At 72.1% G+C, this 26,449-nt stretch carries 24 protein-coding genes; 16 read left to right on the forward strand and 8 right to left on the reverse strand.

What is annotated here, in order from left to right; all coding sequences use genetic code 11:
- Nucleotides 1-34: 34 nt before the first annotated feature.
- Nucleotides 35-1,084, reverse strand: a complete 1,050-nt coding sequence (locus tag HQQ88_RS11690) for an alcohol dehydrogenase catalytic domain-containing protein (protein ID WP_132099612.1) — start codon at nucleotides 1,082-1,084, stop codon at nucleotides 35-37.
- A 78-nt stretch (nucleotides 1,085-1,162) separates the two neighbouring features.
- Here HQQ88_RS11690 and HQQ88_RS11695 point away from each other — a divergent pair, with 78 nt between their 5' ends.
- Nucleotides 1,163-2,107 (forward strand): DUF3097 domain-containing protein, encoded by a 945-nt coding sequence (locus HQQ88_RS11695; RefSeq protein WP_173169527.1) that lies wholly within the window; start codon nucleotides 1,163-1,165, stop codon nucleotides 2,105-2,107.
- A 71-nt stretch (nucleotides 2,108-2,178) separates the two neighbouring features.
- Nucleotides 2,179-2,832, forward strand: coding sequence for a spermidine/putrescine ABC transporter substrate-binding protein (locus tag HQQ88_RS11700; RefSeq protein ID WP_173169528.1), 654 nt, complete (start codon nucleotides 2,179-2,181; stop codon nucleotides 2,830-2,832).
- A gap of 140 nt (nucleotides 2,833-2,972) precedes the next feature.
- Here the strand turns inward: HQQ88_RS11700 and HQQ88_RS11705 are convergent, their stop codons facing one another.
- Together HQQ88_RS11705 and HQQ88_RS11710 are read right to left on the reverse strand one after the other, a co-directional pair.
- On the reverse strand, nucleotides 2,973-4,001 hold the full coding sequence (locus HQQ88_RS11705; protein ID WP_367917012.1) for a LacI family DNA-binding transcriptional regulator: 1,029 nt from the start codon (nucleotides 3,999-4,001) through the stop codon (nucleotides 2,973-2,975).
- Nucleotides 3,998-4,420 (reverse strand): DUF3054 domain-containing protein, encoded by a 423-nt coding sequence (locus tag HQQ88_RS11710; protein ID WP_260215699.1) that lies wholly within the window; start codon nucleotides 4,418-4,420, stop codon nucleotides 3,998-4,000. The genes HQQ88_RS11705 and HQQ88_RS11710 overlap by 4 nt, the downstream gene beginning before the upstream one ends.
- A gap of 114 nt (nucleotides 4,421-4,534) precedes the next feature.
- Here HQQ88_RS11710 and HQQ88_RS11715 point away from each other — a divergent pair, with 114 nt between their 5' ends.
- From HQQ88_RS11715 to HQQ88_RS11755, 9 genes are all read left to right on the forward strand, one after another.
- A complete protein-coding gene (locus HQQ88_RS11715; protein WP_173169529.1) occupies nucleotides 4,535-5,485 on the forward strand; it encodes a hypothetical protein in 951 nt (316 codons plus the stop codon).
- 310 nt (nucleotides 5,486-5,795) lie between these two features.
- A complete protein-coding gene (locus HQQ88_RS11720) occupies nucleotides 5,796-6,953 on the forward strand; it encodes an extracellular solute-binding protein (RefSeq protein ID WP_131845379.1) in 1,158 nt (385 codons plus the stop codon).
- Nucleotides 6,950-7,990, forward strand: a complete 1,041-nt coding sequence (locus HQQ88_RS11725) for an ABC transporter permease (RefSeq protein WP_131845380.1) — start codon at nucleotides 6,950-6,952, stop codon at nucleotides 7,988-7,990. Before HQQ88_RS11720 ends, HQQ88_RS11725 begins: the two co-directional genes overlap by 4 nt.
- Entirely contained in the window at nucleotides 7,987-8,799 is an 813-nt protein-coding gene (locus tag HQQ88_RS11730) for an ABC transporter permease (RefSeq protein ID WP_123340755.1), read from the forward strand. Before HQQ88_RS11725 ends, HQQ88_RS11730 begins: the two co-directional genes overlap by 4 nt.
- Before the next feature lie 71 nt (nucleotides 8,800-8,870).
- Nucleotides 8,871-9,947 (forward strand): ABC transporter ATP-binding protein, encoded by a 1,077-nt coding sequence (locus HQQ88_RS11735; protein WP_254067072.1) that lies wholly within the window; start codon nucleotides 8,871-8,873, stop codon nucleotides 9,945-9,947.
- Nucleotides 9,944-11,542 (forward strand): inositol monophosphatase family protein, encoded by a 1,599-nt coding sequence (locus tag HQQ88_RS11740; RefSeq protein WP_173169531.1) that lies wholly within the window; start codon nucleotides 9,944-9,946, stop codon nucleotides 11,540-11,542. Before HQQ88_RS11735 ends, HQQ88_RS11740 begins: the two co-directional genes overlap by 4 nt.
- Before the next feature lie 430 nt (nucleotides 11,543-11,972).
- Entirely contained in the window at nucleotides 11,973-12,794 is an 822-nt protein-coding gene (locus HQQ88_RS11745) for a hypothetical protein (protein WP_248704648.1), read from the forward strand.
- Between the two features lie 57 nt (nucleotides 12,795-12,851).
- The gene (locus HQQ88_RS11750) at nucleotides 12,852-13,853 is read left to right on the forward strand and encodes an ATP-binding cassette domain-containing protein (protein ID WP_173169532.1); all 1,002 of its coding nucleotides are present in this window, start codon (nucleotides 12,852-12,854) and stop codon (nucleotides 13,851-13,853) included.
- Nucleotides 13,850-14,698, forward strand: a complete 849-nt coding sequence (locus tag HQQ88_RS11755; protein ID WP_123294045.1) for an ABC transporter permease — start codon at nucleotides 13,850-13,852, stop codon at nucleotides 14,696-14,698. The genes HQQ88_RS11750 and HQQ88_RS11755 overlap by 4 nt, the downstream gene beginning before the upstream one ends.
- Before the next feature lie 70 nt (nucleotides 14,699-14,768).
- On the opposite strand, the gene HQQ88_RS11760 is transcribed toward HQQ88_RS11755, so the two are convergent.
- Both HQQ88_RS11760 and HQQ88_RS11765 read right to left on the reverse strand, forming a co-directional pair.
- Entirely contained in the window at nucleotides 14,769-15,431 is a 663-nt protein-coding gene (locus HQQ88_RS11760) for a response regulator transcription factor (protein WP_123294044.1), read from the reverse strand.
- Nucleotides 15,428-16,666, reverse strand: coding sequence for an ATP-binding protein (locus HQQ88_RS11765; RefSeq protein WP_173169533.1), 1,239 nt, complete (start codon nucleotides 16,664-16,666; stop codon nucleotides 15,428-15,430). The genes HQQ88_RS11760 and HQQ88_RS11765 overlap by 4 nt, the downstream gene beginning before the upstream one ends.
- Nucleotides 16,667-16,780: 114 nt before the next feature.
- Between HQQ88_RS11765 and HQQ88_RS11770 the strand changes: the two genes are divergently transcribed.
- The 4 genes from HQQ88_RS11770 to HQQ88_RS20190 all read left to right on the forward strand — a co-directional run bounded on the left by HQQ88_RS11770 (nucleotide 16,781) and on the right by HQQ88_RS20190 (nucleotide 21,478).
- The gene (locus tag HQQ88_RS11770; RefSeq protein ID WP_159574147.1) at nucleotides 16,781-18,178 is read left to right on the forward strand and encodes a PspC domain-containing protein; all 1,398 of its coding nucleotides are present in this window, start codon (nucleotides 16,781-16,783) and stop codon (nucleotides 18,176-18,178) included.
- An 11-nt stretch (nucleotides 18,179-18,189) separates the two neighbouring features.
- A complete protein-coding gene (locus tag HQQ88_RS11775; RefSeq protein WP_148058357.1) occupies nucleotides 18,190-18,456 on the forward strand; it encodes a hypothetical protein in 267 nt (88 codons plus the stop codon).
- A gap of 155 nt (nucleotides 18,457-18,611) precedes the next feature.
- Nucleotides 18,612-20,513, forward strand: coding sequence for an amino acid transporter (locus HQQ88_RS11780; RefSeq protein ID WP_216834741.1), 1,902 nt, complete (start codon nucleotides 18,612-18,614; stop codon nucleotides 20,511-20,513).
- Nucleotides 20,510-21,478: an EamA family transporter gene (locus HQQ88_RS20190; RefSeq protein ID WP_173169535.1), complete on the forward strand. Its 969-nt coding sequence runs from the start codon at nucleotides 20,510-20,512 to the stop codon at nucleotides 21,476-21,478. Before HQQ88_RS11780 ends, HQQ88_RS20190 begins: the two co-directional genes overlap by 4 nt.
- A gap of 57 nt (nucleotides 21,479-21,535) precedes the next feature.
- Here the strand turns inward: HQQ88_RS20190 and HQQ88_RS11790 are convergent, their stop codons facing one another.
- Nucleotides 21,536-23,221, reverse strand: a complete 1,686-nt coding sequence (locus HQQ88_RS11790) for a long-chain-fatty-acid--CoA ligase (protein ID WP_173169536.1) — start codon at nucleotides 23,219-23,221, stop codon at nucleotides 21,536-21,538.
- Between the two features lie 126 nt (nucleotides 23,222-23,347).
- Here HQQ88_RS11790 and HQQ88_RS11795 point away from each other — a divergent pair, with 126 nt between their 5' ends.
- On the forward strand, nucleotides 23,348-24,271 hold the full coding sequence (locus tag HQQ88_RS11795; RefSeq protein WP_123673206.1) for an oxygenase MpaB family protein: 924 nt from the start codon (nucleotides 23,348-23,350) through the stop codon (nucleotides 24,269-24,271).
- A 94-nt stretch (nucleotides 24,272-24,365) separates the two neighbouring features.
- Here HQQ88_RS11795 and HQQ88_RS11800 read toward each other — a convergent pair whose 3' ends face one another.
- Nucleotides 24,366-25,292, reverse strand: coding sequence for an aldo/keto reductase (locus HQQ88_RS11800; RefSeq protein ID WP_254067093.1), 927 nt, complete (start codon nucleotides 25,290-25,292; stop codon nucleotides 24,366-24,368).
- Nucleotides 25,293-25,438: 146 nt separating this feature from the next.
- The gene (locus HQQ88_RS11805; RefSeq protein ID WP_111086825.1) at nucleotides 25,439-26,005 is read right to left on the reverse strand and encodes a TIGR03086 family metal-binding protein; all 567 of its coding nucleotides are present in this window, start codon (nucleotides 26,003-26,005) and stop codon (nucleotides 25,439-25,441) included.
- Nucleotides 26,006-26,449: the final 444 nt, after the last annotated feature.

Below are 26,449 nucleotides of genomic sequence, written 5' to 3' on the forward strand. Positions count from 1 at the left end.
GGACGCCGACCGGGCGCCGACGAGCGACCGGCGCCTACGGCCGCAGCAGCACCTTGATCGCCCGGCGCTCGTCCATCGCCCGGTACGCCTCGGCGGCCTCGTCGAGCGGCAGCTCGAGGTCGAAGACGCGCCCGGGGTCGATCGCTCCGGACAGCACGTCGGGCAGCAGCTCCGGGATGTACTTCCGTGCCGGCGCCATCCCGCCCGCGACGGCGATGTTCGTGTCGAAGAGGTAGCGCGTCCCGATGGTCGGCACGCCGTGCGGGACCCCGACGAAGCCGAGGTTGCCGCCCGCACGCACCGAGTGCAGCGCCTGGTCCATGCTCTCCTCGGTGCCCACGGCCTCGACCGCGCAGTCGGCCAGGTCGCCGCCGAGCAGCTCGCGGATCGCCGCGACGCCCTCCTCGCCGCGTTCGGACACGATGTCCGTTGCGCCGAACTCGCGTGCCAGCGCCTGGCGGTCGGCGTGCCGGCTCATGGCGATGATGCGCTCGGCGCCGAGTCGCTTCGACGCGAGCACGGCGGACAGGCCGACCGCGCCGTCGCCGACCACCACGACCGTCTTGCCCGGACCGACCGCCGCCGACACCGCGGCGTGGTGCCCGGTGGAGAAGACGTCGGACAGGGTCAGCAGTGACGGCACGAGCGCCGGGTCGACGGGGCCGGGCACCGCGACCAGCGTGGCGGACGCGTCCGGGATGCGGACGTACTCGGCCTGCGCGCCGCCGACCGGGTCGCCGTACGCGTCCTTCCCGCCGAAGCCGGACAGGTGGTCGCAGCCGCTGGTCATCCCGTGGCGGCAGGCCTGGCAGGTGCCGTCGTTCATGGTGAAGGGGGAGATCACGAAGTCGCCCTCGTGCAGGTCGGTGACCGCGTCGCCGACGGCGACGACCTCGCCGACGAGTTCGTGCCCGATCGGCCGGGGCTCCTTCGTCTTCGTGACGCCGCGGTAGGGCCACAGGTCCGAGCCGCACACGCACGCGGCGACGACCTTGACGACGACGTCCGTCGGGGTGAGGACCGAGGGGCGGTCGCGCTCCTCGACGCGGATGTCGTTGGGGGCGTGGATGATCGCTGCGCGCACGGGAGGCCTTCCGTCGAGATGGTGGGTGTCGGCGCGGTCGACGTCGTCCGGGCCGACGTCGACAGTACCCTCGTGCGGGTGGACGACGACCGGTACGGCGGGGACGTGCTCTCGGGAGACTGGCGCTCCCGCGGGGTGAAGAAGGTGCGGCAGGTGCCGCTCGAACGCGACATGGTGCTCGAAGACCCGGACTCCGGGTGGGCTGGTGCCGTCGTCGGACTCGAGGCGGGCAACATCGCGCTCGAGGACTGGAAGGGCCGCACCCGTTCCTTCCCCTTCACCGGGCAGTTCCTGCTCGAGGGCGAGCTCGTCACGCTGGGCCGCCCGCAGGCGCCGGTCGGCCGGTCTGCCGCGGCCGCTGCCGGCTCGCCGGGTTCGCTGGGTTCCGTTCATTCGGACTGGAGGCCCGGGGCAGCGCCCGCCGTGCGGCAGACGTCCGACGGTGGTCGCCTCCGCACCGCGTCCGGATCGTTCGCGGTGGAGTCGCAGCGTGCTCGGGTGGCCCTGCCCTCGCGCATCATGGTCGAGGGCAAGCACGACGCCGAGCTCGTCGAGAAGGTCTGGGGAACCGACCTGCGCGTCGAGGGCGTCGTCGTCGAGGAGCTCTCCGGCGTCGACAACCTCGCTGACGTCCTCGACGAGTTCCAGCCGACCCGTGACCGTCGCGTCGGCGTGCTCGTCGACCACCTGGTGCCCGGGTCGAAGGAGTCCCGCTTCGCCGACGCCGTCATGCGCGGCAAGTGGGGCGCGCACGTCCTCGTCGTCGGGCACCCGTTCGTCGACGTCTGGCAGTCCGTGAAGCCCGCCCGCGTCGGACTGCAGTCCTGGCCGACGATCCCGCGGTCGATCGAGTGGAAGAAGGGGATCTGCCAGGCGCTCGGGTGGCCGAACGCCGAGCAGGCCGACATCGCGCGGGCGTGGCAGCGGATCCTCGGGCAGGTGCGCACCTTCGCCGACCTCGAGCCGCAGCTGCTCGGCCGTGTCGAGGAGCTCATCGACTTCGTGACGGAACCCAAGGCCTGAGAAACCGGCCGTTCTGGGCAGGCGCGCGGAATGAGCGGGTGATCCGCGCCTCCGCTCCGTATCGTTGGGGCATGGACGGCATCGACGGACGCGTGCGCAGCGCTGTCGACGTCTGGCTGCGCTGGCTGCCGCGCTGGCAGATCGGCACCGCACGCCCGCGCACCCGCATCTGCCGGAAGTGCACCGGATCCCCGATCGCGAGTGCCGCCGGCTTCGGGCAGGACGTCCCGCACGCCGTCCAGCACGCGCTGATCGGCCGGATCTCGACCATCGTCGAGGACGCCGTCGACGACTACACCGCCAAGAACCTGCCGCTGCTGCAGCGGGAGCTCGAGCGGGCCGCGGCGCGGAAGCGGCACGCCGGGTACCAGCCGGCCGAGGGGCTGTCGCCCGAGTTCCAGGGCCTCGACGTCGATCCCGAGCCCTCGCCGGGTTCGCCGTTCCTCTTCACGCTCGGGGAGCTGGCGGGGACGGGCGCGGGGGAGCAGGCACCGCGGGAGCCGCTGTCGGACGAGGCGAAGGCGGCGCTCCGGCACGAGATCGAGCTGTCCGACGAGTGCGCTCGCTCGACCGGGACGGCGGTGTGCCTGGCGCTCATCGAGCACCGGCCGCGCATCGCCGAGGCGGTGGAGCGCCTGGTCGAACCGCAGATCGAGGCGCTCGTGTCCGACATGTTCCGCGGGTTCGACGGTCCGGACGAGGGGCCGCGCAGCGGGCTGTTCTGAGGGCTGTGCGTCGTGCGTCTGGTGCGAGGTTCCGGCGTCCGTGCGAGGCGCAGCATGGTGCACCGAGTACGGAACCTCGCACCGTTCGCGCATGCTCCTCGCACGGTGCGAGGTCGGCGAGGTCGGCGAGGTCGGCGAGGTCAGCGGGGGAGCAGCGTGCGACCGGGCACGACCGTGCCCCGGAGCGAGCGGTGCTCGACGGCACGCGTCGGGTCGTCGATCCGGCCGATGACGAGGTCGATCGCCTCGCGGCCGATGCGTTCGATCGGCTGCTCGAGTGTCGTGAACCCGATCCAGTCGCTCGCGAGGGGGTACACGCCGTCGAACCCGGTGACCGACAGATCGTGCGGGACCCGGACACCGCGGCGGGCGAGCGCCTCGCACACGTCGAGCATGAGCCGGTCCGTCGGGCACATCACCGCGGTCACGTCCGACTCGTGCATCGCGTCGACCAGGTCAGCGGCGAGGTCGTCGAGCGGCCGCACGAAGCTGGCGTCGATGTCGATGACCCGGACACCACGCGCTCGGAGCCGTTCGACCATCGCCGTCGAGCGGGCGTGCTGCGTGATCGCGTTGTCGAGTGGGACGGTGAGTACGGCGACCGTGCTGTGGCCGGCGTCGGCGACGGTGTCGGCGATGGTCGCGCCACCGTCCACCTCGTCGCAGTACACGCTGGACAGTGCCGGGTGGAGTTCGGGCCGACCGGCGACCACGGTGGCGATCCGCGGGGCGAACTCGGCGATGTCGGCCGACGGCATCAAGCCGCTGCAGACCACGAGGCCGTCCACCCGCATCGACACGAGTGCGGCGAGTGCGGACTTCTCGTCCTCGACACGGCCGACACCCGTGGTGGTGACGACGCGGTAGCCCAGCTCGGACGCGCGGCGCTCCATCACGGCGTGCAGTGCGGTGTAGACCATCGACGACGCATCGCGGACGAGCATCCCGATGGTGTGCGTCCGACCGCTGACGAGCCCGCGTGCCATGGCGTTGGCGACGTACCCGAGCTCGGCTGCGGCGCGCTCGACCCGCTCACGGGTCTCGTCGGAGAACCGTCCGGTGCCGGACAGGACACGGCTCACCGCCGACTTCGAGACGCCTGCTCGTGCGGCGACGTCGAGGATGGTCGGCTGGGACCCGCGGCCACCGTTCACGCGGCTGCCGTTCACGCCTCGGTCGCGGCGGCGTCCTGCCGGGACCGCGACGCGGTGAAGCGCAGCACCCCGCGGGCGATCGCGCGCCAACCGAGCAGGAACACCCCGAGCACGACGGTGGCGACGATGACGAAGGAGATCGGCAGCGGGTTGCCGTCGACGTCGCCCTGACCCGTGGCGACGCGGATCGCCATGCCGACGAACACCGTGAGGATCCAGACGACGACGCCGGTCGGCCAGAAGCGCAGCGGGCGGGCCCAGGCTCCACTCGTCACGTACCCGATCGCCCAGCCCGCCAGGAACGGGTAGACGGTGGTCCAGATCCCCAGTGCGGTGTTGCCCTCGCCGTGGGAGGAACGGCCGATGAGCGCGAAGACGACGATGAGGACGACGTCGATGACGGCTGCGAGCCAACCCCAGGTGCGTGTGTTCACCGGGACAGTCTCGCAGCTGTTGATCTGCCCGCTCGCGACTGTGGACGGGCGCGGCTGTCCACAGTTTGATCCCGCGGTCCTCGCACCGTGCGAGACAAGCGTCACCATCCGTGCATGGCTGCTCCGCAACGTTTCCCCGCCGTCCCCGACTGCAAGGTCCTCGTCGCGCACGAGTCACGGCCGGACGAGGCTGCGGCGATCCGCGTCCGAGCGCGAGCCGGGGAACTGGTCCGCATCGCGCACGGCCGGTACGCCGACGCCGAGCGGTGGAAGGGCCTCCGCCCCGAGCAGCGGCACCACGTGCTCGTGCGATCGCTCGTCGACAGGATCCGACCACGCTTCGTCGTGTCGCACCTCTCGGCGGCAGCGGTCATCGGCGTGCCGCACGTGGGCCGTTGGCCGGAGCGAGTCCACCTGATCAGACCTGGTCGTGATGCGCGGACGACCAACGCGACGTTCATCGTGCACGCCGACTTCGACCCGTCGATGGCGGGTACGTGGCGGTTCCGCGCGGACGACTTGACCCTGACGGACTTCGACCGGACCGCCGTGGATCTCGCCATGACGTTGCCGATGACCGAAGCAGTGGTCGCCCTCGACCGACTCCTCGCCCTCGGCGCTGACCGCGACGCCGTCCTGGACGGGGTCGCGCGGCGGGGCCGGAAGGGCCGGCGCCGTGCCGCGCAGTCCGTCGGTTTCGCGGACGCTGCCGCCGACTCGGTCGGGGAATCTCTGGTCCGGGTCCGTCTGGACGAGTACGGCGCACCCACTCCGGTGCTGCAACAACGCTTCACCACGTTCGGCGAGCCGGACATCGTCGTGGACTTCTGGCTTCCGGACCACGGCGTGGTGATCGAGTTCGACGGTGAGGTGAAGTACCGCGATCCCCGGCTTCGCGGAGGGCGGTCGGCGGAGGACGTCGTCATCGCGGAGAAGTACCGCGAGGACCGGTTGCGGTCCTTCCCCGAGGTGCGCGGTGTGATCCGGTACGGCTGGAAGGACGTGTGGGACGAGTCCACGTTCCGCGCGAAGCTCCGGAACGCGCGGGTGCCGATGTCGCGGTGACCTCGCACGGTGCGAGGGCCGGCGCGAACGGTGCGAGGTTCCGTCTTCGGTGCGGGGTCGTGCGACGGGCACGGAGTACGGAACCTCGCACCAGAGCAGGCGCTGCGCCGACCGCGGCCCCCGGAGTTCACCCGGCGGCGACGCCCGCGGCACCCGGCGTTCACCCGGCAGCGCCACACTCAACCTCGGCGCGGGAACGTTCCCACACGGCCCGCGCCACACCACCCCGCACGACCCGCACGACCCGCACGACCCGCACAAGCCACCCCCACCCCGCACGACCCCACCCCACGGAACAGGGAGAACCCACGTGAAGACCCGAGTCCTCGCCGGCCTCGCCATCGCGGCGGCCGCGACCGTCGCACTGTCCGGCTGCGTCCAGAGCGCCAACGCCTCGAACGCCGCGGACACGAGCGGCGGCACCACGAACCTCACCGTGTTCATCAGCGGCGACACGAACGTCCAGGACCTCTGGGACAAGTCGCTCATCCCCGCCTTCGAGAAGGCGAACCCGAAGATCCACGTCAGCACGAGCATCGACCTGCACGGCGAGCACGACGCGCAGACCCAGGCGAACCTGGCCACCGCGGTCAAGGCCGGCAAGTCCGTCGCGTACGACCTGGTCGACGCCGGCTTCGTCAGCACCGCGGGCAAGGCCGGACTGCTCAGCACGGTCAGCGACAGCACGATCCCGAACCTGAAGGACGTGCCCGAGGCCACGAAGCAGCAGGGCGGCGACAGCGCGATCCCGTACCGCGCCTCGAGCGTCCTGCTCGCCTACGACTCGAGCAAGGTGACGGACCCGCCGGAGAGCCTCGACGACCTCCTCGCCTGGATCACGGCCAACCCCGGTCAATTCGCGTACAACTCCCCGTCGTCCGGCGGCTCCGGCGGCTCGTTCGTGGCCACGGTGCTCGCGAAGTACCTGACCGCGGATGAGCAGGCGACGATGCAGACGACGTACGACAAGTCGCTCGAGTCGAAGTGGGACAAGGGTTTCGCAGCGCTCAAGGACCTCGGCCCCTCGACGTACCAGAAGGGGGTCTACCCGAACGGCAACGACCAGGTCGTGCAGCTGCTCGGCAGCGGCCAGATCGCGATGGCGCCGGTGTGGAGCGACCAGTTCATCACCTCGCAGAAGACCGGCGTGATCCCGAAGACCGTCAAGGCGATCCAGATCACCGACCCGTCGTTCACCGGCAGCGCGAGCTTCCTCGGCATCCCGAAGACCGAGCCGAAGGCCAAGAAGGCCGCCGCCGAGCAGCTCGCCGACTTCGTGCTGAGCTCCAAGGGGCAGCAGCTCGTCGCGAGCGCCGTCTCCGGCTACCCGGTCATCCCGCTCGACAGCCTGCCGGCGTCGGTCGCGGAGCAGTTCGCCGACGCGAACCCCTCGCAGCTCCGCCTCGGGTTCCAGAGCGACTTCGCCGCCGACATGAACGCGGCGTGGGACGCGAAGGTCCCGCAGTGACCCAGACCGTCCAGGACGGCCCGGCGACCGACCGGGAGGCCCGTGGCGACTCCGCCACGGGCCTCCCGCCCGTCCCGTCGCCCGCCCACGGCACGGCGGACACCGCAGGTCGGCTGTCCGTCCAGGAGCGGCTCGACCGCCGTCGGCGGTGGCAGGGCCTCGCCCTCGTCGCGGCGCCCGTCCTCGTCGTGGTCCTGTTCGTCGGCGTGCCCGTCGTGAACGCCGCCCTGTTCAGCCTCGGGTTCACCGGCGGCCTGAACCAGGCACTCGCAGACATCGGCGGCGACACCGTGCGCGGCTTCTCGTTCGCGGTGTACGGCACCCTGCTCGGCAACGCCACGTTCCTGCGCGACCTCGTCGCGACGCTCGGGGTCACCGCGTTGTCGACCGGCCTGACCGTGGCGCTCGCCGTGGCGGTGGCGGTGATCCTCCGGCTCCGCGGTGGTTTCCTCGGCAAGAGCCTCAGCGTCCTGGCCGTGGTCCCGCTCTTCGTGCCGGTGGTCATCGCGAGTTGGTCGGTCCTGACGTTCACCGATGCGCAGGGCTTCCTCCGCAGCCTCGGTGCCCAGTTCGGCCTCGACGTCCCGGTGTGGGGGTACACCCTCGTTGCCGTGGTGTTCGGCAGCGTCTGGACGAGCCTGCCGTTCGCGGTGCTGATGATCGCCGGCGCGCTGCAGGGCACCCCGGACGCCCTGGTCGAAGCTGCGAAGGACGCCGGCGCGAGCACCTGGCGGGTGGTCTGGCAGGTGCTCCTGCCGATGGCGGCGACCCCGCTCGTCATCGCGACGACGTTCACCGTCATCGGGGTCCTCGGGTCGTTCACGGTGCCGTACTTCACCGGTCCGAACGCCCCGACGATGCTCGGTGTCGACATCTCGAAGTACTTCCAGGCCTACAACCGCCCGCAGCAGTCGACGGCGATGGCGTTCATCGTGTTCGCCTTCGCCGCGGCCGCGAGCGTGTTCTACCTGCGCTCGACGGTCCGGGCGAACGCCGGCGAGCTGCGGAAGCAGCAGCAGAAGCAGGAGCAGCCGTGATCAAGCGACTCACCGGGAACACCCTGGTCTGGGCGACCGCCGTCGTGCTGGCCGTCTTCGTGCTCGGTCCGCTCCTCTGGCTGGCGGCTCGTGCCTTCGCCACGACGTGGACGTACCCGAACCTGTTGCCCGACGGCTGGACGCTGCAGTGGTGGGGCACCGTGTTCGAGGACCGGAGCCTTGCGGTCGCCGTCCAGAACTCGCTCGTCCTCGCCCCGCTGACGGTCCTCATCGCCGCGGTGGTCTGCCTGCCGGCCGCGTGGGCGATCAGCCGCATCGAGTTCCCCGGGCGACGGCTCGTCCTGGTCGGGCTGTTCGCCACGAACGCGTTCCCGAAGATGGGCCTCTTCGTCACGATGTCGGCCATGTTCACCGCGCTGAACCTCATGAACACGGTCACGGGCATCCTCATCGTGCACGTCCTCGGGTGCGTGGTGTTCATGACGTGGCTGCCCGCCGCCGCGTTCTCGGCCGTGCCGCGGTCCCTCGAGGAGGCAGCACGCGACGCCGGAGCGAGCCGCTGGCGGACCTTCTGGCGGGTGACGTTCCCGATCGCGTGGCCGGGGATCCTCGTCGCGATGGTGATGTCGTTCCTCGCGTCGTTCGACGAGGCGCAGGGCACGTACTTGGTCGGCGCGCCGACCTACATGACGATGCCGACGGCGATGTACTCGCTCGTCCTGAACTCCCCACGCCAGGTCTCCGCGGTGTTCGCGATCGCGTTGAGCATCCCGTCCGTGGTCCTGCTGCTCCTCGCCCGGAAGCACATCATGGGCGGCCGCCTGGCGGACGGCTTCCAGATCCGATGACGCGGCCGCAACCGACCGAGCTGACACCCGGACCGACACCGATGACCACCACCAGCACGAAAGGCGACCAGATGACGGACGCAACGCTCGTCGCGGAACGCGCACCGGGCCTCCAGGCCGACGGCAGCACGACCGACCGGTCCCGCACCGGCGGACTCACCATCCGCGGACTGCGCAAGACGCTCGGCGGACGCGACGTGGTCGCGGGCATCGACCTCGACGTCGCGAAGGGCGAGCTCGTCTCGCTGCTCGGCCCGTCCGGGTGCGGCAAGACGACGACGCTCCGGATGGTGGCGGGGTTCCTGCCCGCCGACGGCGGCGTCGTGACGATGGGGGACCGCGACGTCACGTCGATCGGTCCGGAGCGTCGTCCGAGCGCGATGGTGTTCCAGAACTACGCACTGTGGCCGCACATGACGGTGACGCAGAACGTGGCGTTCCCACTGCGGACCCGACGCGTGCCGAAGCAGCGGGTGGCGGAGCGGGTGCGGGACGCGCTCGAACTCGTCGGTCTGAGCCACCACGCCGGGTCGAAGCCGACGGCGATCTCGGGCGGTGAGCAGCAGCGGGTCGCCCTTGCGCGGGCGATCGTGCAGGAGCCCGACGTGCTGCTCCTCGACGAGCCGCTGTCGAACCTCGACGCGAAGCTCCGGGTGAGCGTCCGCGACGAGATCCGGCGCATCCAGCAGCGCCTCGGCATCACGACCGTCATCGTCACGCACGACCAGGACGAGGCGCTCAGCATCTCGGACCGGATCGCCGTCATGCACGACGGCCGCATCGAGCAGATCGCGACGCCCACCGAGCTGTACGCCCGCCCCGCGACCGGGTTCGTCGCGTCGTTCATCGGGTCGACGAGCCCCGTCACCGGCCGGTTCCTGGCCGGCACGTCGGTCAGCCCCACCGTGGCGGACACGGTCCTGATCCGACCCGAGCAGGTCGTGCTCACCGACGACTCGCCGATCCGTGCGACCGTCGCCCGCGTGCTGATGCGCGGGCACTTCGCCGAGGTCGTGCTGGCCGCCGACGGCGCCGAGCTCCGCGCGTTCGTCACCGGAGCACCCCCGACGGTCGGCACCGAGACCGGGGTCCGCCTCGGCGAGGTGCTCGTGTACCGCGACGGCGCGCTGCTCGAGGGCACCCGATGAGCGCCCCGGTGTCGGCGCCCGCTGACCAGGTGGTCGCCACCAGCCCGACCGGGAGGCCCGGCGTGCGTCCGCCACGGCTCGTCGCCCACCGCGGTGCGCCGCGCGTCCGGCGCGAGAACACCCTGCCCGCCATCGCGGTCGCCGAGGCGCTCGGCGCCGAGGTCATCGAGGTCGACGTCCGTCGCACGGCCGACGACGTCGCCGTGCTGCTGCACGACGAGACCCTCGGCCGGATGTGGGGCGATGCCCGCCGGGTGTCCGACGTCGCCTGGTGCGACGTCGCCCGGCTCGGCAACGGCCTCGACCGGATCCCGCGTCTCGACGCCGCCCTCGAACGGCTCGACGGCTGCCACTCGGTGCTGCTCGTCGACCTGACGGACGCGGCCGACGGACTCGTCGCTGCCCGGACCGTCGCGGGGTCCACCGCGTCCACCACCGTGGCGTGGTGCGGAGCGCCGGCGGCGATGGCGGCGGTCCGCTCGGTGCTGCACGACGCCGACGTCTGGCTCGCGTGGGAGTCGCTCGACCCGCCCGCTCCGGCAGACCTCGAGGCGTTGACCCCGTCCACCCTGAACCTCGACATCGCGTTCCTCACCCCGCGCACGATCGAGGCTGCGCACGCCCTGGGGCTGCGGGTCGCCGTCTGGACCGTCGACGAAGCCGAACCGGCGCTCTGGGCGGCACGGCTCGGCGTCGACTCGATCACCACGAACGACGTCGGTGCGATCGGCGCCGCGCTCTCGTCGGCGGAGCGGGACGGCTGGCCGGAACGGGACCGCGAACCGACCGAGACCGAGGTCGCCTCGCGCGCCCAGGCCCTGGCGCACCGCATCGCGCACGAGGTCATCGCGTTCACCCGCGAGCACCCCGTCAGCGAGGTGCGGACCAAGGCGAACCCCGCAGACCTCGTCACCGACGTGGACCGACTGGTCGAACAGCACGTCCGGTCCCGCGTCCGGATGGCGTTCCCGACGCACGGGTTCACCGGCGAGGAGTACGGCGACGCCCCCGGCGACCGGCACCGCTGGTACCTGGACCCCGTCGACGGCACCACGAACCTGGCGAACGGCGTGCCCTGGACGTCGATGTCGCTCTGCCTGACCCGCGGTGGCCGGCCGCTCGTCGGGGTCGTCGCCGACCCGTGGCGGGGCGAGGTCCTCGAGGCGCGGCGCGGACGCGGTGCCACCCTGCGCGACCGTCCGCTCCAGCTGGACGACACCCCGCGGCCGCTCGCCGGGGCGGTCGTCGGCACCGAGCTCGACGGGCACCGGCCGTGGCCCGGGTTCGGTGCGTTCCTCGACGCCCTGGCCGACCGGTCGTGCACACTGCGGGTGCAGGGCTCCGGCACGCTGACCATCGCGCAGGTGGCGGCCGGCCGGGGGATCGGCGGGTGCGTGTCCGCGTTCAACCCGGTCGACCACGGGGCCGCCGTGCTGCTCGTGCAGGAGGCCGGCGGGATCGTGCTGACCCGCTCCGGCCCGGTCGAGGGCTTCCCGCCCGTAGGGGAGCCGTTCCTGGTGGCGCACCCCGGGGCCGCGGACGAGCTGCACGGTGTGTGGACGGCCGCGCTCGCCGTGGGCGCGGCGGCGGGCTGAGCCGGCGCGTGCGCGCGGCAGGGGTGGCCGGCGCACGGTGCGGGGTCCGCGTTCTGGTGCGGGGTTGGCCGCTGGGTGCGGTGCTGTAGGCGCGCACGGTGCTGCCAACCCGGCACGGGTCGTGCAGGTGCGCACGGTGCGGACTGGAGGCGCGGGTCGGGTCGGGTACGGGCCTCCCGTCGGGTGGGTGGTGCGCACGGTGCGGGGTCCGCGTTCTGGTGCGGGGTCGGCCGCTGGGTGCGGTGCTGTAGGCGCGCACGGTGCTGCCAACCCGGCACGGGTCGTGCAGGTGCGCACGGTGCGCCCGCGGGCGCGGCGGCGCACGGCTGACTCTGAGCGGGCGCTCAGTCAGCGGCCGACCGCGCTCCATAGGGTGGCAGGCCACGGGCGGTCCGACCGGATCACCCGTGCACCCGAAGGAGCATCGACCATGGGATTCCTCGACCGCCTGCTCGGACGTCCGGACCGCGACCGCACCGGTGACGCGCGGCAGTACGACGCGCAGCAGAACCAGTGGGGGCAGCCGCAGCAACCGCAGCAGCAGGGCTACCGGTACGGCCAGCAGTCGTACCACCAGCCCGCGCCGACGGGGGTGCCGGCGGCCCAGCAGCAGGGCGGCCAGTACGGCGTGCCGCAGTGGGGCGGTGCACCCGCGCAGCAGCAGGGCGCGACGACCGACGACGAGCGCGCGGTGGAGCGGTACCGCTACCTGCTCCGCACGGCGCCGCCCGAGCGCATCGAAGAGGTCCACGCCGAGGCGTTCGCGAAGCTGACCGACGAACAGCGCCGCATGGTCTACGACGAGTTCACCCGCACGGCGCCTCCCGGCGAGGCCCCTCGCGGCGACGACCCCCGCTCGCTCGCGCAGTCGGCGACGCGGTCCGAGATCCGCCAGCCGGGCTTCATGGAGCGCTCGCTCGGAGGCGTCGGTGGTGGCGGCCGCTTCGGTGGGCAGCGCGGCGGACCGTCGTTCGGCAGCATGATCGGTGCCTCGATCCTCGGCACCGTGGCCGGCTACGTCATCGGGTCGGCGATCATGAGCGCCTTCCTGCCGGACCCCGGATCGTTCGATGGCGGTACTGACGCTGCGGGTGACGGTGGTTCGGAGGACACTGGAGCCGACTCCGGTGACGGCGGCGCGTCCGATGGTGGCGCGTCCGACGGCGGCGGGTTCGAGAGTGCGGGCTGGGGCGACAGCGGATCCGACTTCGGCGGTGGCTCCAGTGACTTCGGTGGTGACTTCGGCATCTGAGAGACGGCCGTCGCTCCACCGGACCCCGGTACCCACCGTGTCCGACGAAGGAGCGACATGGCCATCATCGAAGCCTCCGGGCTGACCAAGACCTACCGGTCGAAGTCCGGACCGGTGCACGCACTGGCCGGACTCGACCTGTCCGTGCCCCAGGGCACCGTGAAGGCGCTGCTCGGGCCGAACGGCGCGGGCAAGACCACGACCGTGAAGGTGCTCACCACCCTCATCACCCCGGACTCCGGGACGGCCACGATCGACGGCATCGACGTGATCGCCGATCCGCAGGCCACCCGGCGGTCCATCGGGGTGTCCGGGCAGTACGCCGCGGTCGACGAGAACCTGACCGGCTTCGAGAACCTCGAGATGATCGGGCGGCTCTACCACCTGGGCCGGAAGACGTCGCGGGAGCGTGCCCGTGAGCTCATCGACGTGTTCGACCTGGCCGAGGCCGGGGACCGCCCGGTGAAGGGCTTCTCCGGTGGCATGCGGCGACGGATCGACCTCGCCGGTGCACTCGTGATGAACCCGCGCGTGCTGTTCCTCGACGAGCCGACCACGGGCCTTGACCCGCGCAGCCGGTTGGCGCTCTGGGGCATCATCGAGGACCTGGTGGCCCAGGGCGCCACGGTCCTGCTCACCACGCAGTACCTCGAAGAAGCCGACCGGCTCGCCGACGACATCGCGGTCATCGACGACGGCCGGGTCATCGCCGAGGGCACCGCCGACCACCTCAAGGCGCAGGTCGGCGGCCACCGGGTCGTCGTGACCCTGGTGGACGAGACCGACGGTGACGCGGTGACGACCGTCCTGCGGCGCTACGGCGTCGGCGACGTCGAGGCCTCTGGCGACGGCCGCACCCACGCCATCGCGGTCGAAGCCGGCCCCGCCGCGCTGCAACGGGTGCTCGCCGACCTCGGTGACGCCGGCATCGAGCTGCACGACGCGGGCATGCGCCGACCGACCCTCGACGACGTGTTCCTGCGGCTCACCGGCCACGCCGCGACGGAGGACGAGGCCGACGAAGCCGCCGGCACCAAGCAGAAGGAGACGGCCCGATGACCGCCACCACCATCGCGCCGGGTCGGCAGCTGCCCGTCGTCGTCACCTCGCCGGTCGCCATCTGGTTCGAGGACGGCTGGACCGTCACCAAGCGGAACCTCATCAAGATCAAGCGGTCGCCGGACATGCTCGTCTTCGCGGTGCTGCAGCCCATCATGTTCGTCCTGCTCTTCAGCCAGGTCTACGGCGGCGCGATCGCGGTCGAGGGCACCGACTACACGCAGTTCCTGATGGCGGGGATCTTCGCGCAGACCGTCGTGTTCGGGGCCACGTTCTCGGGGTCGGCGATGGCGCAGGACCTGAAGGAAGGCCTGATCGACCGGTTCCGCACGCTACCGATGTCGGCGTCCGCGGTGCTCGTCGGCCGGACCAACTCCGACCTCGTGCTCAACTCGATCTCGATGGCGATCATGATGCTCACCGGGCTGGCCGTCGGGTGGCGGGTGAACTCGTCGCCGCTCGAGTTCCTGGCCGGCATCGCCCTGCTGCTGCTGTTCAGCTACGCGTTCAGCTGGGTGATGGCGCTGCTCGGGATGAGCGTCAAGACGCCGGAGGTCATCAACAACGCCTCGTTCATGATCCTGTTCCCGCTGACGTTCATCTCGAACGCCTTCGTGCCGAGCGACACGCTGCCCCTGGTGCTGCGGGTGTTCGCGGAGTGGAACCCGGTGTCGTCGCTCGTGCAGGCGGCCCGCGAGCTGTTCGGCAACGTCGGGTCGGCGCCGGTGCCGGACATCTGGACGATGCAGCACCCGATCGTGACGGTGCTGATCGGGATCGCCGTGATGCTCGTCGTGTTCGTGCCGTGGGCCGTGAACAAGTACACCCGCATCAGCGCGAAGTGAGACCGTCGGGGCGGTGAACAAGACTGCACCATCCACAGCCAGGATCAGCGCGAAGTGACCGCGTGGGCGCTCAGAGCAGCTTGCGCTGCAGCGCCCACGCCGTCAGCTCGTGCCGGTTCGACAGCTGGAGTTTCCGCAGCACGCTCGACACGTGGGTCTCGACGGTCTTCACCGAGATGAAGAGCTCCGCCGCCACCTCCTTGTAGGCGTACCCACGCGCGATGAGGCGCATCACCTCCTGCTCGCGCGCCGACAACCGGTCGAGTTCCGCGTCGTGCTGCGCGGTCTCGCCGCTCACCGCACCGAAGGCGTCGAGCACGAAGCCGGCCAGGCGGGGCGAGAACACCGCGTCGCCCTCCGCCACCCGTCGAACGGCCTCGGCCACCTCGGCGCTCGACGAACTCTTCGTGATGTACCCGCGGGCCCCGGCCCGGATCACCCGCACGACGTCGTCGGCCGCGTCGGACACGCTCAGCGCGAGGAACAGCGTGCCCGGGTGCTCGGCAGCGGACTGCGTGATCACCTCGGCGCCGCCACCGCCGGCTCCGCCGGGCAGGTGGACGTCGAGCAGGACGACACGGGGTGCGGTGGTCGCCACGAGCGTCACGGCTTCGTCGACGGTGGCGGCTTCACCCACGACCTGGAGGCCCGGTGGCAGTCCGGCGCGCACGCCGGCTCGGAAGATGGAGTGGTCGTCGACGATGGCGACGGTGAGCAGGTCGGGCTCGGTCATGCGTCCTCCTCGTGGTGAGGGTCGGTGGGCGCGAGCGGCAGCCGGAGCCGGACCTCGGTCCCGGTGCGACCGGGCCCCGGGGCGATGGTCGCCCGGCCGCCGAGCCGGTGCAGCCGCCCGGTGATCGACTCGCGCACGCCGTACCGTCCCTCGGGCACGGCGTCGGGGTCGAAGCCCGGCCCACGGTCGCGGATGCTGACCTCGACGACGTCCTGCGCGGTCTCGGCGTACACGCTGATCGTGCCGCCGGCGTGCCGGGCCGCGTTGAGCATCGCCTCGCGGGCAGCGGCGACGACACCGTCGGGCAGGTCGGTGCGCGACGGGCCGACCGCGATGACGTCGATGCGGACCGGGTACTCGGCCTCGATGTCGGCGGCGGCGTCGCGCAGTTCGGCGCCGAGGTCACGGGCCGGCTCGGTCTGCTCGGCGAACAACCACGACCGCAGTTCGCGTTCCTGCGCCCGGGCGAGCCGTGCGGCATCGGAGCCGGGCTCGGCCTTCTGCTGGATGAGCGCGAGCGTCTGCAGCACCGAGTCGTGCAGGTGCGCGGCGAGTTCGGCGCGCTCGAGGTCGCGGACCCGTGCCGCGCGCTCGTCGGCGAGGTCCCGGACGAGCCGAACGACCCAGGGCGCGACGACCACGGCGACGCCGAGCAGCACCGCGACCGCTGCGCTGAGCACCGTCCACACGTTCGGCCGGTCGCTCGTGGTGAAGAACAGCAGGATGCCGAGCACGACGAGCACCAGTGCACCGAGCGCCCGGACGACCAGGGTCGACGACGCCGCGGCCCGGACGGTGCGCAGGGCGTCGAACTGCCGCCAGGCCAGGGCAGCACCGGTGACGACCACGACGCCGGGCACGACGACCTCGAGCGGGACCTGGGTGCCGAGGCGCACGGCGACGATCGCGCCCCCGGCGGCGAGCAGTGCGAGTCCGAGCAGGATCTCCACGACGGGTGCTCGACGGCTCACGGTCGCGTCGCCGTCGCCGTCGCCGTCGCCGTTCGCACGGGGCGCCGTGAGGACGGCCTTGAGCGGTGACGTCGCGGCCACCGTCGCGCTCGGGGTGGTGGCCCACAGCCACGCGTAGAGCAGGACCCCGGCCCCGCCGCAGACGGTCAGGACCGCCGTCGCCGCCCGGACGGCCCCGAGTGGCAGACCGGTGTGCGTCGCGAACCCGCTGCAGACACCACCGAGGACCCTGGGGGTCGGGCGGGTCATCCGAGCGGTGGCCATGGGCCAATCCTGGCACTCGGGCGCCCGCACCAGCAGGGTTCGGGGCAGGGATCAGGGACCGGTCAGGGGGAACCCCGATGGTGTCCGCCACCGCGGGCCGGGATGCTGGAGACCATGACCGATCACCAGCACGACACGGCTCCCGGCCCGGCTGCCGGCACCGCCGACTCGACGGCCCGGTTCTTCGACTGGATCCGCGGACTCGACGTCGCCCGCACCGACGACCGCTGGCTCGCCGGCGTCTGCGGTGCCGTGGCCCGACGCACCGGACTCGACCCGCTCGTCGTCCGCGGCGTCGCGATCGTCGTCGCCCTGCTCGGCGGTCCGGTCTTCCTGGCGTACGCCGTCGGGTGGGCGCTGCTGCCGGACACCACGGGACGGATCCACGTCGAGCGGATGATCCGCGGCGTGCTCGACCCGGCGCTCATCGGGATCGGCGTCTTCGTGGTGCTGACCTTCGTGCCCGCGGTCCAGGGGATCTGGTGGCAGGGCGTGCCCTCGGCGTGGGGGATGCCCGGCTGGCTCGAGGCGACCCTGCGCACGGCGTGGAGCATCGCGCTCGTCGGCGGGATCGTCTGGCTGGCCGTGGTCGTCGCGCGTCGTCGCACCGACGGGCCGACGCCCGACGCTGACGCCGCCGCGGCAGCGGGGACACGGCGCGACTTCTGGACGAGCCCCGACGACCCGCGCCCGGCCGGTGGAGCCGCGTGGACGGCGGACGCGGGGGAGGCGTCGGACGCGGGCCGGGCCTCCTGGCAGTGGAACGCCCCCGGCACCCCGCAGGACCGACAGCGGCGACACGACGAGCGGATGCGCGCCGAACGGGAGCGGGCGGCCGCGTGGCGCGCGACCCGCGCCGAGCGACGGTCGAGCGCGGCGTACGTCGCCGTGTCGCTCGGGCTGGCGCTCGTCGCCGGGGCCGGCGTCGCGGTCTGGGCGCAGGCGGAGGCCTGGCCGGTGGCGGTGCTCGGCATCGCCGCGGCGGTCGCCGTGCTGGCGATCGCGACCATCGTCGCCGGGATCCGGGGACGCGACGACGGTGCCCTCGGCCTGTTCTCGACGATCGGGGTCGTCGCCCTGGTCGTCACCGGGGTGCTGCCCGCCGGCACGCAGGTCTCGCTGATCGGCGGGACCACCTGGCGGGTCGACAGCGTCGCCGCCGGGTCGGAACGGAACTACGCGATGCTCGTCGGCGGGCCGACCCTCGACCTGCGCGGCCTCGACGAGACCGACGCCGGCGGGGACGTGAACCTGTGGCTCGGCGCCGGCGGGGCCGAGGTGCTGCTGCCGACCGACGTGCCGGTCCGGGTCGAGGTGAGCGGCGTCGGGTACGGCGTCGACACCGACGGCGACTCCGGCGACGACGGCAGCGGCGGGCTGTTCGGCACGACCACCGTCGAGAACCGGGCGGCACGGTCCGCCGGTACCGATGCGGTCGGGACGACGACCGTGCACCTGTGGATCCTCGGGGGCGCCGCCGACGTGCCCCGTGCGCTGACCGTCAACGAGTGAAGGGCGAGACGATGACGAACGACGACGAGACGACCCAGACGTTCCCACCTGCGGCGCCGGTACCGGCACCGGAACCTGCGCGGGCGCGCCGTGGTGCACGCTTCGGCACGATCTTCTGGGGTGTGGTGCTGCTCGTGTTCGCGATCGCGATGGCCGTGAGCGCGATCCCGGTGTTCTCGGTCGACCCGACCACCCTGTTGCTGGCGGCCTGCCTGGCGGCCGGAGCCCTGCTGGTGGTGGCGGGGCTGGTGGCGGTGTTCACCCGGCCCCCGCGGTAGCCGGATCGGGTTGTCCACAGGGGCCGTCCGGGTGCGCGCGTGCGTCACCCGGACGGCTTAGCATCGTCCACGTGACCGCGACAGACGCCGAGCGGGCCGCCCAGCGCGACGCCACGGAGCCACCCCTCGACCGCAGCACCCGACTGCGTCGCTGGATGCTGCAGGGCGCCCACCAAGGGGCGTCCCACCAGGGTCCGCACCAGGTCGAGGTCGAGAAGACCCACCCGTGGTGGCGGGTCATGTGCCTGACCGGCGTCGACTACTTCTCGACCCTCGGGTACCAGCCGGCGATCGCGGCGCTCGCCGCCGGCCTGCTGTCGCCGATCGCCACGATCGTGCTCGTGCTCGTCACGCTGTTCGGCGCGCTGCCGGTGTACCGCCGGGTCGCGAGCGACAGCTTCCGCGGTGCCGGGTCGATCATGATGCTCGAGAAGCTCCTGCCGTGGTGGGCCGGCAAGCTCCTGGTGCTCGTCCTGCTCGGGTTCGCCGTCACCGACTTCATGATCACGATGACGCTGTCGGCGGCAGACGCCACGGCGCACATCGCCGAGAACCCGTACACGCCGCACTGGTTCACCGAGATCCCCGTCCCGCTCACCCTCGCGCTGCTGCTGTTGCTCGGCGTCGTGTTCCTCCGCGGCTTCAAGGAGGCGATCGGCATCGCGGTCGGCCTCGTCGCGGTGTTCCTCGCGCTGAACGCCGTCGTCGTGGTGGTCGCGCTCTGGCATGTCTTCGAGCACCCGATGGTCGCCAGCGACTGGTGGTCGGGGCTCACCGCGCAGCACAGCAACCCCCTCGTCATGGTCGGCATCGCGCTCGTCGTGTTCCCGAAGCTCGCGCTCGGCCTGTCCGGGTTCGAGACCGGCGTCGCGGTGATGCCGCAGGTGCGCGGTGACGCGTCGGACGACACGAGTGCCCGGCCCGAGGGTCGGATCCGCGGCACGAAGCGGCTCCTGACCGTCGCGGCCGTGATCATGAGCTCGTTCCTGATCACCTCGTCGATCGCGACGACGTTCCTCATCCCGCAGCACGAGTTCCAGCCGGGCGGCGGTGCGAACGGGCGGGCCCTGGCCTTCCTGGCGCACCAGTACCTCGGCGGGGTGTTCGGATCGATCTACGACTTCTCGACCGTCGCGATCCTGTGGTTCGCCGGCGCGAGCGCGATGGCCGGCCTGCTCAACCTGGTGCCGCGGTTCCTGCCCCGTTACGGCATGGCGCCGCAGTGGGCGCGGGCGACCCGGCCGCTCGTCATCATCTTCACGCTCATCGCCTTCCTGATCACGATCGTGTTCCGCGCGAACGTCGACGCCCAGGGCGGGGCCTACGCCACCGGCGTCCTCGTCCTGATCACGAGCGCCGCGGTCGCGGTCACCCTGTCGGCTCGTCGCCGGCAGCAGAAGAAGCGCACCATCGCGTTCGGCGTCATCTCGGTCGTGTTCGTCTACACGACGGTCGCGAACGTCATCGAGCGGCCCGACGGCGTCCGGATCGCGGCGATCTTCATCATCGCCATCGTCGTGGTGTCGCTCGTCTCGCGGGTGCGCCGGTCGTTCGAGCTCCGCGCGTCGTCGATCGAGCTGGACGCCACGGCCCGGCAGTTCGTCGAGGCCGACGCCGACCAGTTCAGCGCGGTCTGCATCATCGCGAACGAGCCGGGTGCCGGTACCGCCGAGGCGTACCGGGCGAAGGGGCGCGAGGAACGGCGCGACTCCGGCATCCCGGCGCGCGTCCCGACGATGTTCCTCGAGGTGCTGCCCGCCGACTCGTCCGACTTCGAAGAGGACCTGCTGGTCGAGGGGCACGTCGTGCACGGACACCGTGTGCTCCGGGTCCGGTCCGGCAACGTGCCGAACACCATCGCCTCGACCCTGCTCGCGATCAGGGACACCGCCGGGGTCGTCCCGAGCATCTACTTCGAGTGGAACGAGGGCAGCCCGATCCGGAACGCCCTGCGGTTCCTGTTCACCGGGGCCGGAGACGTCGCGCCCGTCACGCGCGAGGTCCTGCGCGAAGCCGAACCGGACGTCCACCGCCGGCCGTCCATCCACGTCTCGTGACGGGTCCCGCCAGCGCGCGCCGGGTCCCGACGCCCGCCGGTGGGCTCGCCGCGGTGGTCGTCGCCGCCGCGGTCTGGGGGACCACCGGCACCGCGACGCACTTCGCCCCGGGCGTCCCCGCCTTCGTCTTCGGCGCGGTCACCTTCGGGATCGGTGGACTCGTGCTCGCCGCCGTCGCCGGACGTGGCACGCTCCGCGCCGTCGCCGAGCGTCGCACGCGGGGGTGGGCGCTGCTCGGCGCAGGGGCGCTCGTCGTCTACGCGGTCGCTTTCTACGCGGCCCTCGCCGACGCGGGCGTCGCCCTCGGCACCACCATCGCCATCGGGTCGTCACCCGTGTTCGCCGGGCTCGTGGAGTGGGTGTCGGACAGGAGGCCCGTCACCGGCAGGTGGATCGTCGCCACGCTGGTGAGCGTGGCCGGCATGGTCGTCGTGACCCTGGCGCGGTCGGAACACGACGGCGGTGGTGGTGCGCTCGCGCTCGGGATCGCCAGTGCCCTGCTCGCCGGGCTCACGTATGCGCTGTACTCGTGGGCGGTGGCGCGGGGACTGCACGCGGCGGCCGGGGCGGTGTCGGTGCCCGGCGGGCCCGGGGTCGAAGCCGTCGCGGCGGGGCTGCCGAACGGCCGCGGGCTCGTCGGCGCCGTGTTCGGCATCGCTGCCGTGCCGCTCATCGTACTGGTGGTCCTCGCCGGCGCACCGTACCTCGGCGAGGGCGGCAACTGGCCGGTGTTCCTGTACCTGGCCCTGGTGCCGACGGTGCTCGGGCACTCGCTGTACGCCGTGGGGTTGCGGTCCGTCGGTGCCTCGGTCGCGACCCTGGTGTCGTTGCTCGAGCCCGTGGTCGCAGCGGTGCTCGCCGTGCTCGTCGTCGGGGAGCACCTCGGCGCGACAGGGTGGGTCGGCATCGCGCTCGTGGTGGCCGGGCTCGCCGTGCTCGCGGTGCCGGGGCGACGCCTGCGCTGACGCGCGTCGGGCACTGACGACGTCAGTCGTCAGCCGTCAGCCGTCAGCCGTCAGCCGTCAGTCGTCGGCGAGGATCTGGTCCCGCACCTTCCGCCGCAGCACCTTGCCGATCATCGAGCGCGGCAGGTCCTCGACCACGACGACCCGACGCGGCACCTTGTACGCCGCCAGCTGGTCGCGCGCCCACGCCCGCAGCGCCGCGGCGTCGAACGAGGACGGGTCCTTCGGCACGACGGCGGCGACGACCTGCTCGTTGCCGCCCTGCGTGATGCCGACGACCGCGACCTCCTTGACGCTCGGGTGCTTGAGCAGTGCGTCCTCGACCTCGGACGGCGACACGTTGAAGCCGCCCGTGATGATGAGTTCCTTCAGACGGTCGACGATCCGGACGTAGCCGTCGGCGCCGATCGCGACGATGTCGCCGGTGCGGAACCAGCCGTCGGGGGTGAAGACCTCGTCCGTGGCCTCGGCCTTGCCCCAGTAGCCGCGGAACACCTGCGGCCCGCGGACCTGCAGTTCACCGGGCTCGTCGACGCCGAGCACCTTCGTGCTGTCGTCGGGGTCGACCACGCGGGCCTCGGTGGAGGACAACGGCAGCCCGATGGAGCCGAGGCGACGCTCCGGGGACACCGGGTTCGCCATCAGCACGGGGGAGCACTCCGACAGCCCGTAGCCCTCGACCAGGTACCCGCCGGTCCGGGCTTCCCACGGTTCGACGATGTCCTGCGACAGCGGCATGGCGCCCGAGATGCCGATCTCGATGCCCTCGAGCGAGACCTTCGCCGAGTCGGCGGCGTGCTGCAGTCGGGCGTAGATCGGCGGGACGGCGGGCAGGAACGTCGGCGGGTGCTTCTTGATCGCGGTGAGCACGAGCGCCGGGTCGAACGTCGGGAACAGCACGAGCCGCGAGGCCATGCTCATCGCGAAGGTCAGGCACAGCGTGAGGCCGTAGGCGTGGAACATCGGCAACACCGCGTACACGACGTTGTCGCCCCGACGGATCTGCGGCACCCAGGCGCGAGCCTGCGCGGCGTTGGCCAGCAGGTTCCGGTGCGTGAGGACCGCGCCCTTCGGCGTGCCGGTGGTGCCCGAGGTGTACTGGATCAGGGCGATGTCGTCCGTCGACGGGCGCGGGTGCCGCTTCGACAGCTTGCGGGTGTGGACCAGGTCGTCCCACTTCGTCGTGCCGCGCACCGCGGTGGTGAGCTTCGCGCGGGACTCGCGGGCCTTCGCCACCGGCAGGGCCAGGGCGAGCCGGGTGCTGCGGGGCATCGCGCGGGTCAGGTCGACCGACACGATCGCGTCGAGCTTCACGTCGGCAGGGAAGTCCTGCAGCGTCGCGACGGACTTGTCCCAGGCGATCGCGACCTTGGCGCCGTGGTCCTCGAACTGGTGGCGGAGCTCGCGCGGCGTGTACAGCGGGTTGTGCTCGACCACGATCGCGCCGAGGCGCAGGACCGCGTAGAACGCCACGATGTGCTGCGGGCAGTTCGGCAGCACGATCGCCACCCGGTCGCCGGCACCGACGCCGAGTTTGCGGAGGCCGTTCGCCGCGCGGAGGATCTGCTCCTGCAGGTCGGCGTAGCTGGTCGTCCGCTTGAAGAACTCGAGCGCGACCCTGCCCGGGAACCGTCGCGCCGATTCCTCGACCAGGTCGATCAGGGAACCGTGCTGTTCCTCGATGTCGTGCGGGACCCCCGGGGCGTACGAGGCAAGCCAGGGACGAGGCGTGTCGATGCTCACGCGTCCCAACCTAGCGGGCCACCCCGGCGCCCGCTGGGAAGCACCGGCCGGCATCGGCCAGCATCGGGCGCCATCGGGGTGCACGAAGCCGGGCGCGCTCCCAGGGGACGGACGGACGATGACGCCATGCCCTCCGTCTCCGATGCCTTCCGCTCCCGCCTCAACGACACGTTCACCGGTGGGGCGACGAGCAAGCCGGAGTGGATCGACGAACTCGAGGACGGCACCGACGCCGGCTTCTTCGGCCCCGGTTCCGCGACGTGGGCGGTGCACGGCGGCAAGCAGACGATCGTCGCCGGGGTCCGCGCACTCCTCGTGCAGGCCCTGCACCCGGGAGCCCTCGCCGGTGTCGCCGACCACTCCCGCTACCGCGAGGACCCGTTCGGCCGCCTCGCCGGCACCATCCGCTGGATCTACACGGTCTCGCACGGCGACACCGCGACCGCCCGTGGTGCGAGCGAGTGGGTGCTGCGCCTGCACGAGCGCGTTCGCGGCCAGTACGTCGACGGCCACGGCATCGCACGCGACTACGCGGCGAACGACCCCGACCTGGCGCGCTGGGTGCACCTCGCCTTCACCGACGCGTTCCTCCGCGCTGCGCAGCGCTGGGGCGGCCCGATCCCCGGCGGTGCCGACGCCTACGTCCGCGAGTGGGCCACCGCCGGCCGGCTCATGCGCGTCGAGGACGCCCCGGAGTCCGAGGCCGAGCTCCGCGCCCAGATGGACGGGTACCTCGACCGCGGCGAACTGGCCGTCACGGCCCGCACCCGCGACGTCGTCAAGTTCATCAAGAACCCACCGCTCGCGCTGATGCTGCGGCCCGGCTACCAGGCGCTGTTCCAGGGGGCCGTCTCGACGCTCGACCCCCGCCACCGCTCGATGCTCGGCCTGCGAGCACCCGCGATCGGCCCCGTCGAACTGCCCGTCGGCCGGGCGACCGGACTCGTGCTCGACGGGATCGGTGGGGTGCTCGGCAACCAGACGGGCACCGAGCGCGCTGCGCTCGTGCGCATCGCTCGCCTCGAACGCGAGCGCGGCGCCGTCGCCTGAAACGACGGCGTGTCACGTGTCGTGGACGGGACCGGAGACGGACGGGAGGCCCGTGGCCAGCTGGCCACGGGCCTCCCGTCCGCTCGTGGGGGCGTCAGAAACCGGACGGCACCCGGGGCGTGTACGCGGACTCGAGTCGCGTCACCTCGTCGTCGGTCAGCGTGATCGCGGCGGCCGCGACCGCGTCGTAGATGTGGTGCTCCTTCGTCGCACCGACGATCGGCGCGCTCACCGCGGGCTTGCCCGCGACCCAGGCGAGGGCGATCTGCGCCATGCTCACGCAGCGCTCACTCGCGATGGACTCGACGGCGCCCACGATCGCGCGGTTCGCGTCCTCGTCCTGGCGGTAGAGCGTCTTGCCGAACTCGTCGGTGCTCGCGCGCGACCCGGAGCCCTCGGCGTCCCACGGCCGGGTGACCTTGCCGCGGGCGAGGGGGCTCCACGGGATCACGCCGACGCCGGTCGCGTGCGCGAAGGGGTGCATCTCGCGCTCTTCCTCGCGTTCGAGCAGGTTGTACTGGTCCTGCATGCTGACGAAGCGCGTCCAACCGTGCAGGTCGGCGACGTGCTGCATCTGCGCGAACTGCCACGTCCACATGCTGCTCGCGCCGAGGTAGCGGGCCTTGCCGGCCTTGACGACGTCGTGCAGGGCCTCCATCGTCTCCTCGATCGGGGTCACCGGGTCGAAGCGGTGGATCTGGTACAGGTCGACGTAGTCGGTGCCGAGACGGGTCAGCGAGGCGTCGATCTCGTGCATGATCGCTGCGCGGGAGAGCCCTGCGCCGTTCCGACCGGGCCGCATCCGGTTGAAGACCTTGGTGAGGACCTGGACGTCCTCGCGCGGGGCGAGCTCCTTGAGGAGCGTGCCGGTGATCTCCTCGCTGGAGCCGTCGGAGTACACGTTCGCCGTGTCGAAGGTGGTGATGCCGGCGTCGAACGCGCGACGGACGAAGGGGCGGGCCTCGTCGATGCCGACGCTCCACGCGTGCGAGCCACGGTCGGGGGCGCCGTAGGACATCATGCCGAGGATCACGGTGCTGATCTCGAGGCCGGAGGCGCCGAGGCGGGTGGTGTCGGTCGTCGCTGCGTTGCTCGGTGCTGCGTTGCCTGGTACTGCGGTGCTCGTCGCTGCGTTGCCTGGTGCGGCGTTGCTCGGTGCTGCGTTGGTCATGCGCTCACCTTGGCATCGCGGCCTGTGACGGCGAGCAGGCGGACCTGGAGTGGGGCGTCCTCGTCGACGTCGACCGGGGCGGCGTACAAGCCGGTCGCGGCGAGGTCCTCGATCTGCGGCTCGAAGTACTCCCACACCGCCTGCACGAGCTCGTCCGGCAGGGACTCGTCCGTGCCGGTCGCCCGCGCCAGGTCCCACGTGTGGATGGTGATGTCGCTGGTCTGCTCGGTGAGGTACTGGCCAGCTGGCACGACGTCGGTGCTGAGGTGGACGGGGGTGTCCTGCGGGGCGTTCCGCCAGGCATCGGTCGCCGCGGTCGCGAAGCGCTGCCACTCGGACACGAGGTCGTCGCCGATGGACTCGAGGTCGGCCTCGGCCTGGGCGTAGTCGCACCCGGTGAGGAGCTTCGGGATCCAGCGCTGCTCGTCGACCACGTGGGTGACGAGGTCGCGGGTGGTCCACTCGGAGTCGGGGGTGGCGGCGTCCCAGTCCGTCACGGCGGCGACGCGGCGGCCGAACTCGGCTGCCGCGAGGGCCTGCATCGCGATCCAGTCGGTGGCCATGGTGGTGCTCCTGTTCGTCGGGCTGGCGTGCGGTGCTTCGTGCGGGTGGTGCGGGTGGTGCGGGTGGTGCGTGCTTGCGGGTGGTGCGGGTGCGTGCGTGCGGGTGGTGCGTGTCGTGCGTGTGGTGCATGTCGTGCGTGTGTCGTTGTAACTCGGGGGCCGGTGTGCGGATTCCCGCGCGTGCGGGCGTGCCCCTGTCCGCTGCCCAACGCTACGCCGAGGAGCCCGGCCGAGCGGGCGAAATGCCGCAGTCGTGCGCGTACCCACCGGACGTTTCCGCCCGTTCACGCCGGCGCGGGGTCGGTGCGCACGGCACTCGCTGACACCGGAGGGGCGTGCCAGCGCGTGGTCCCTGGGCGAGCGGGCGGAATGCCGGGGTCGAGTTCGAGATGAGGCCGGTATTTCGCCCGTTCGCCCGGTTGCGCTCGCGATGGAGCACCCGCG

This window comes from Curtobacterium sp. VKM Ac-2861, assembly GCF_013204965.1.
In the GTDB taxonomy this organism is placed as follows: domain Bacteria; phylum Actinomycetota; class Actinomycetes; order Actinomycetales; family Microbacteriaceae; genus Curtobacterium.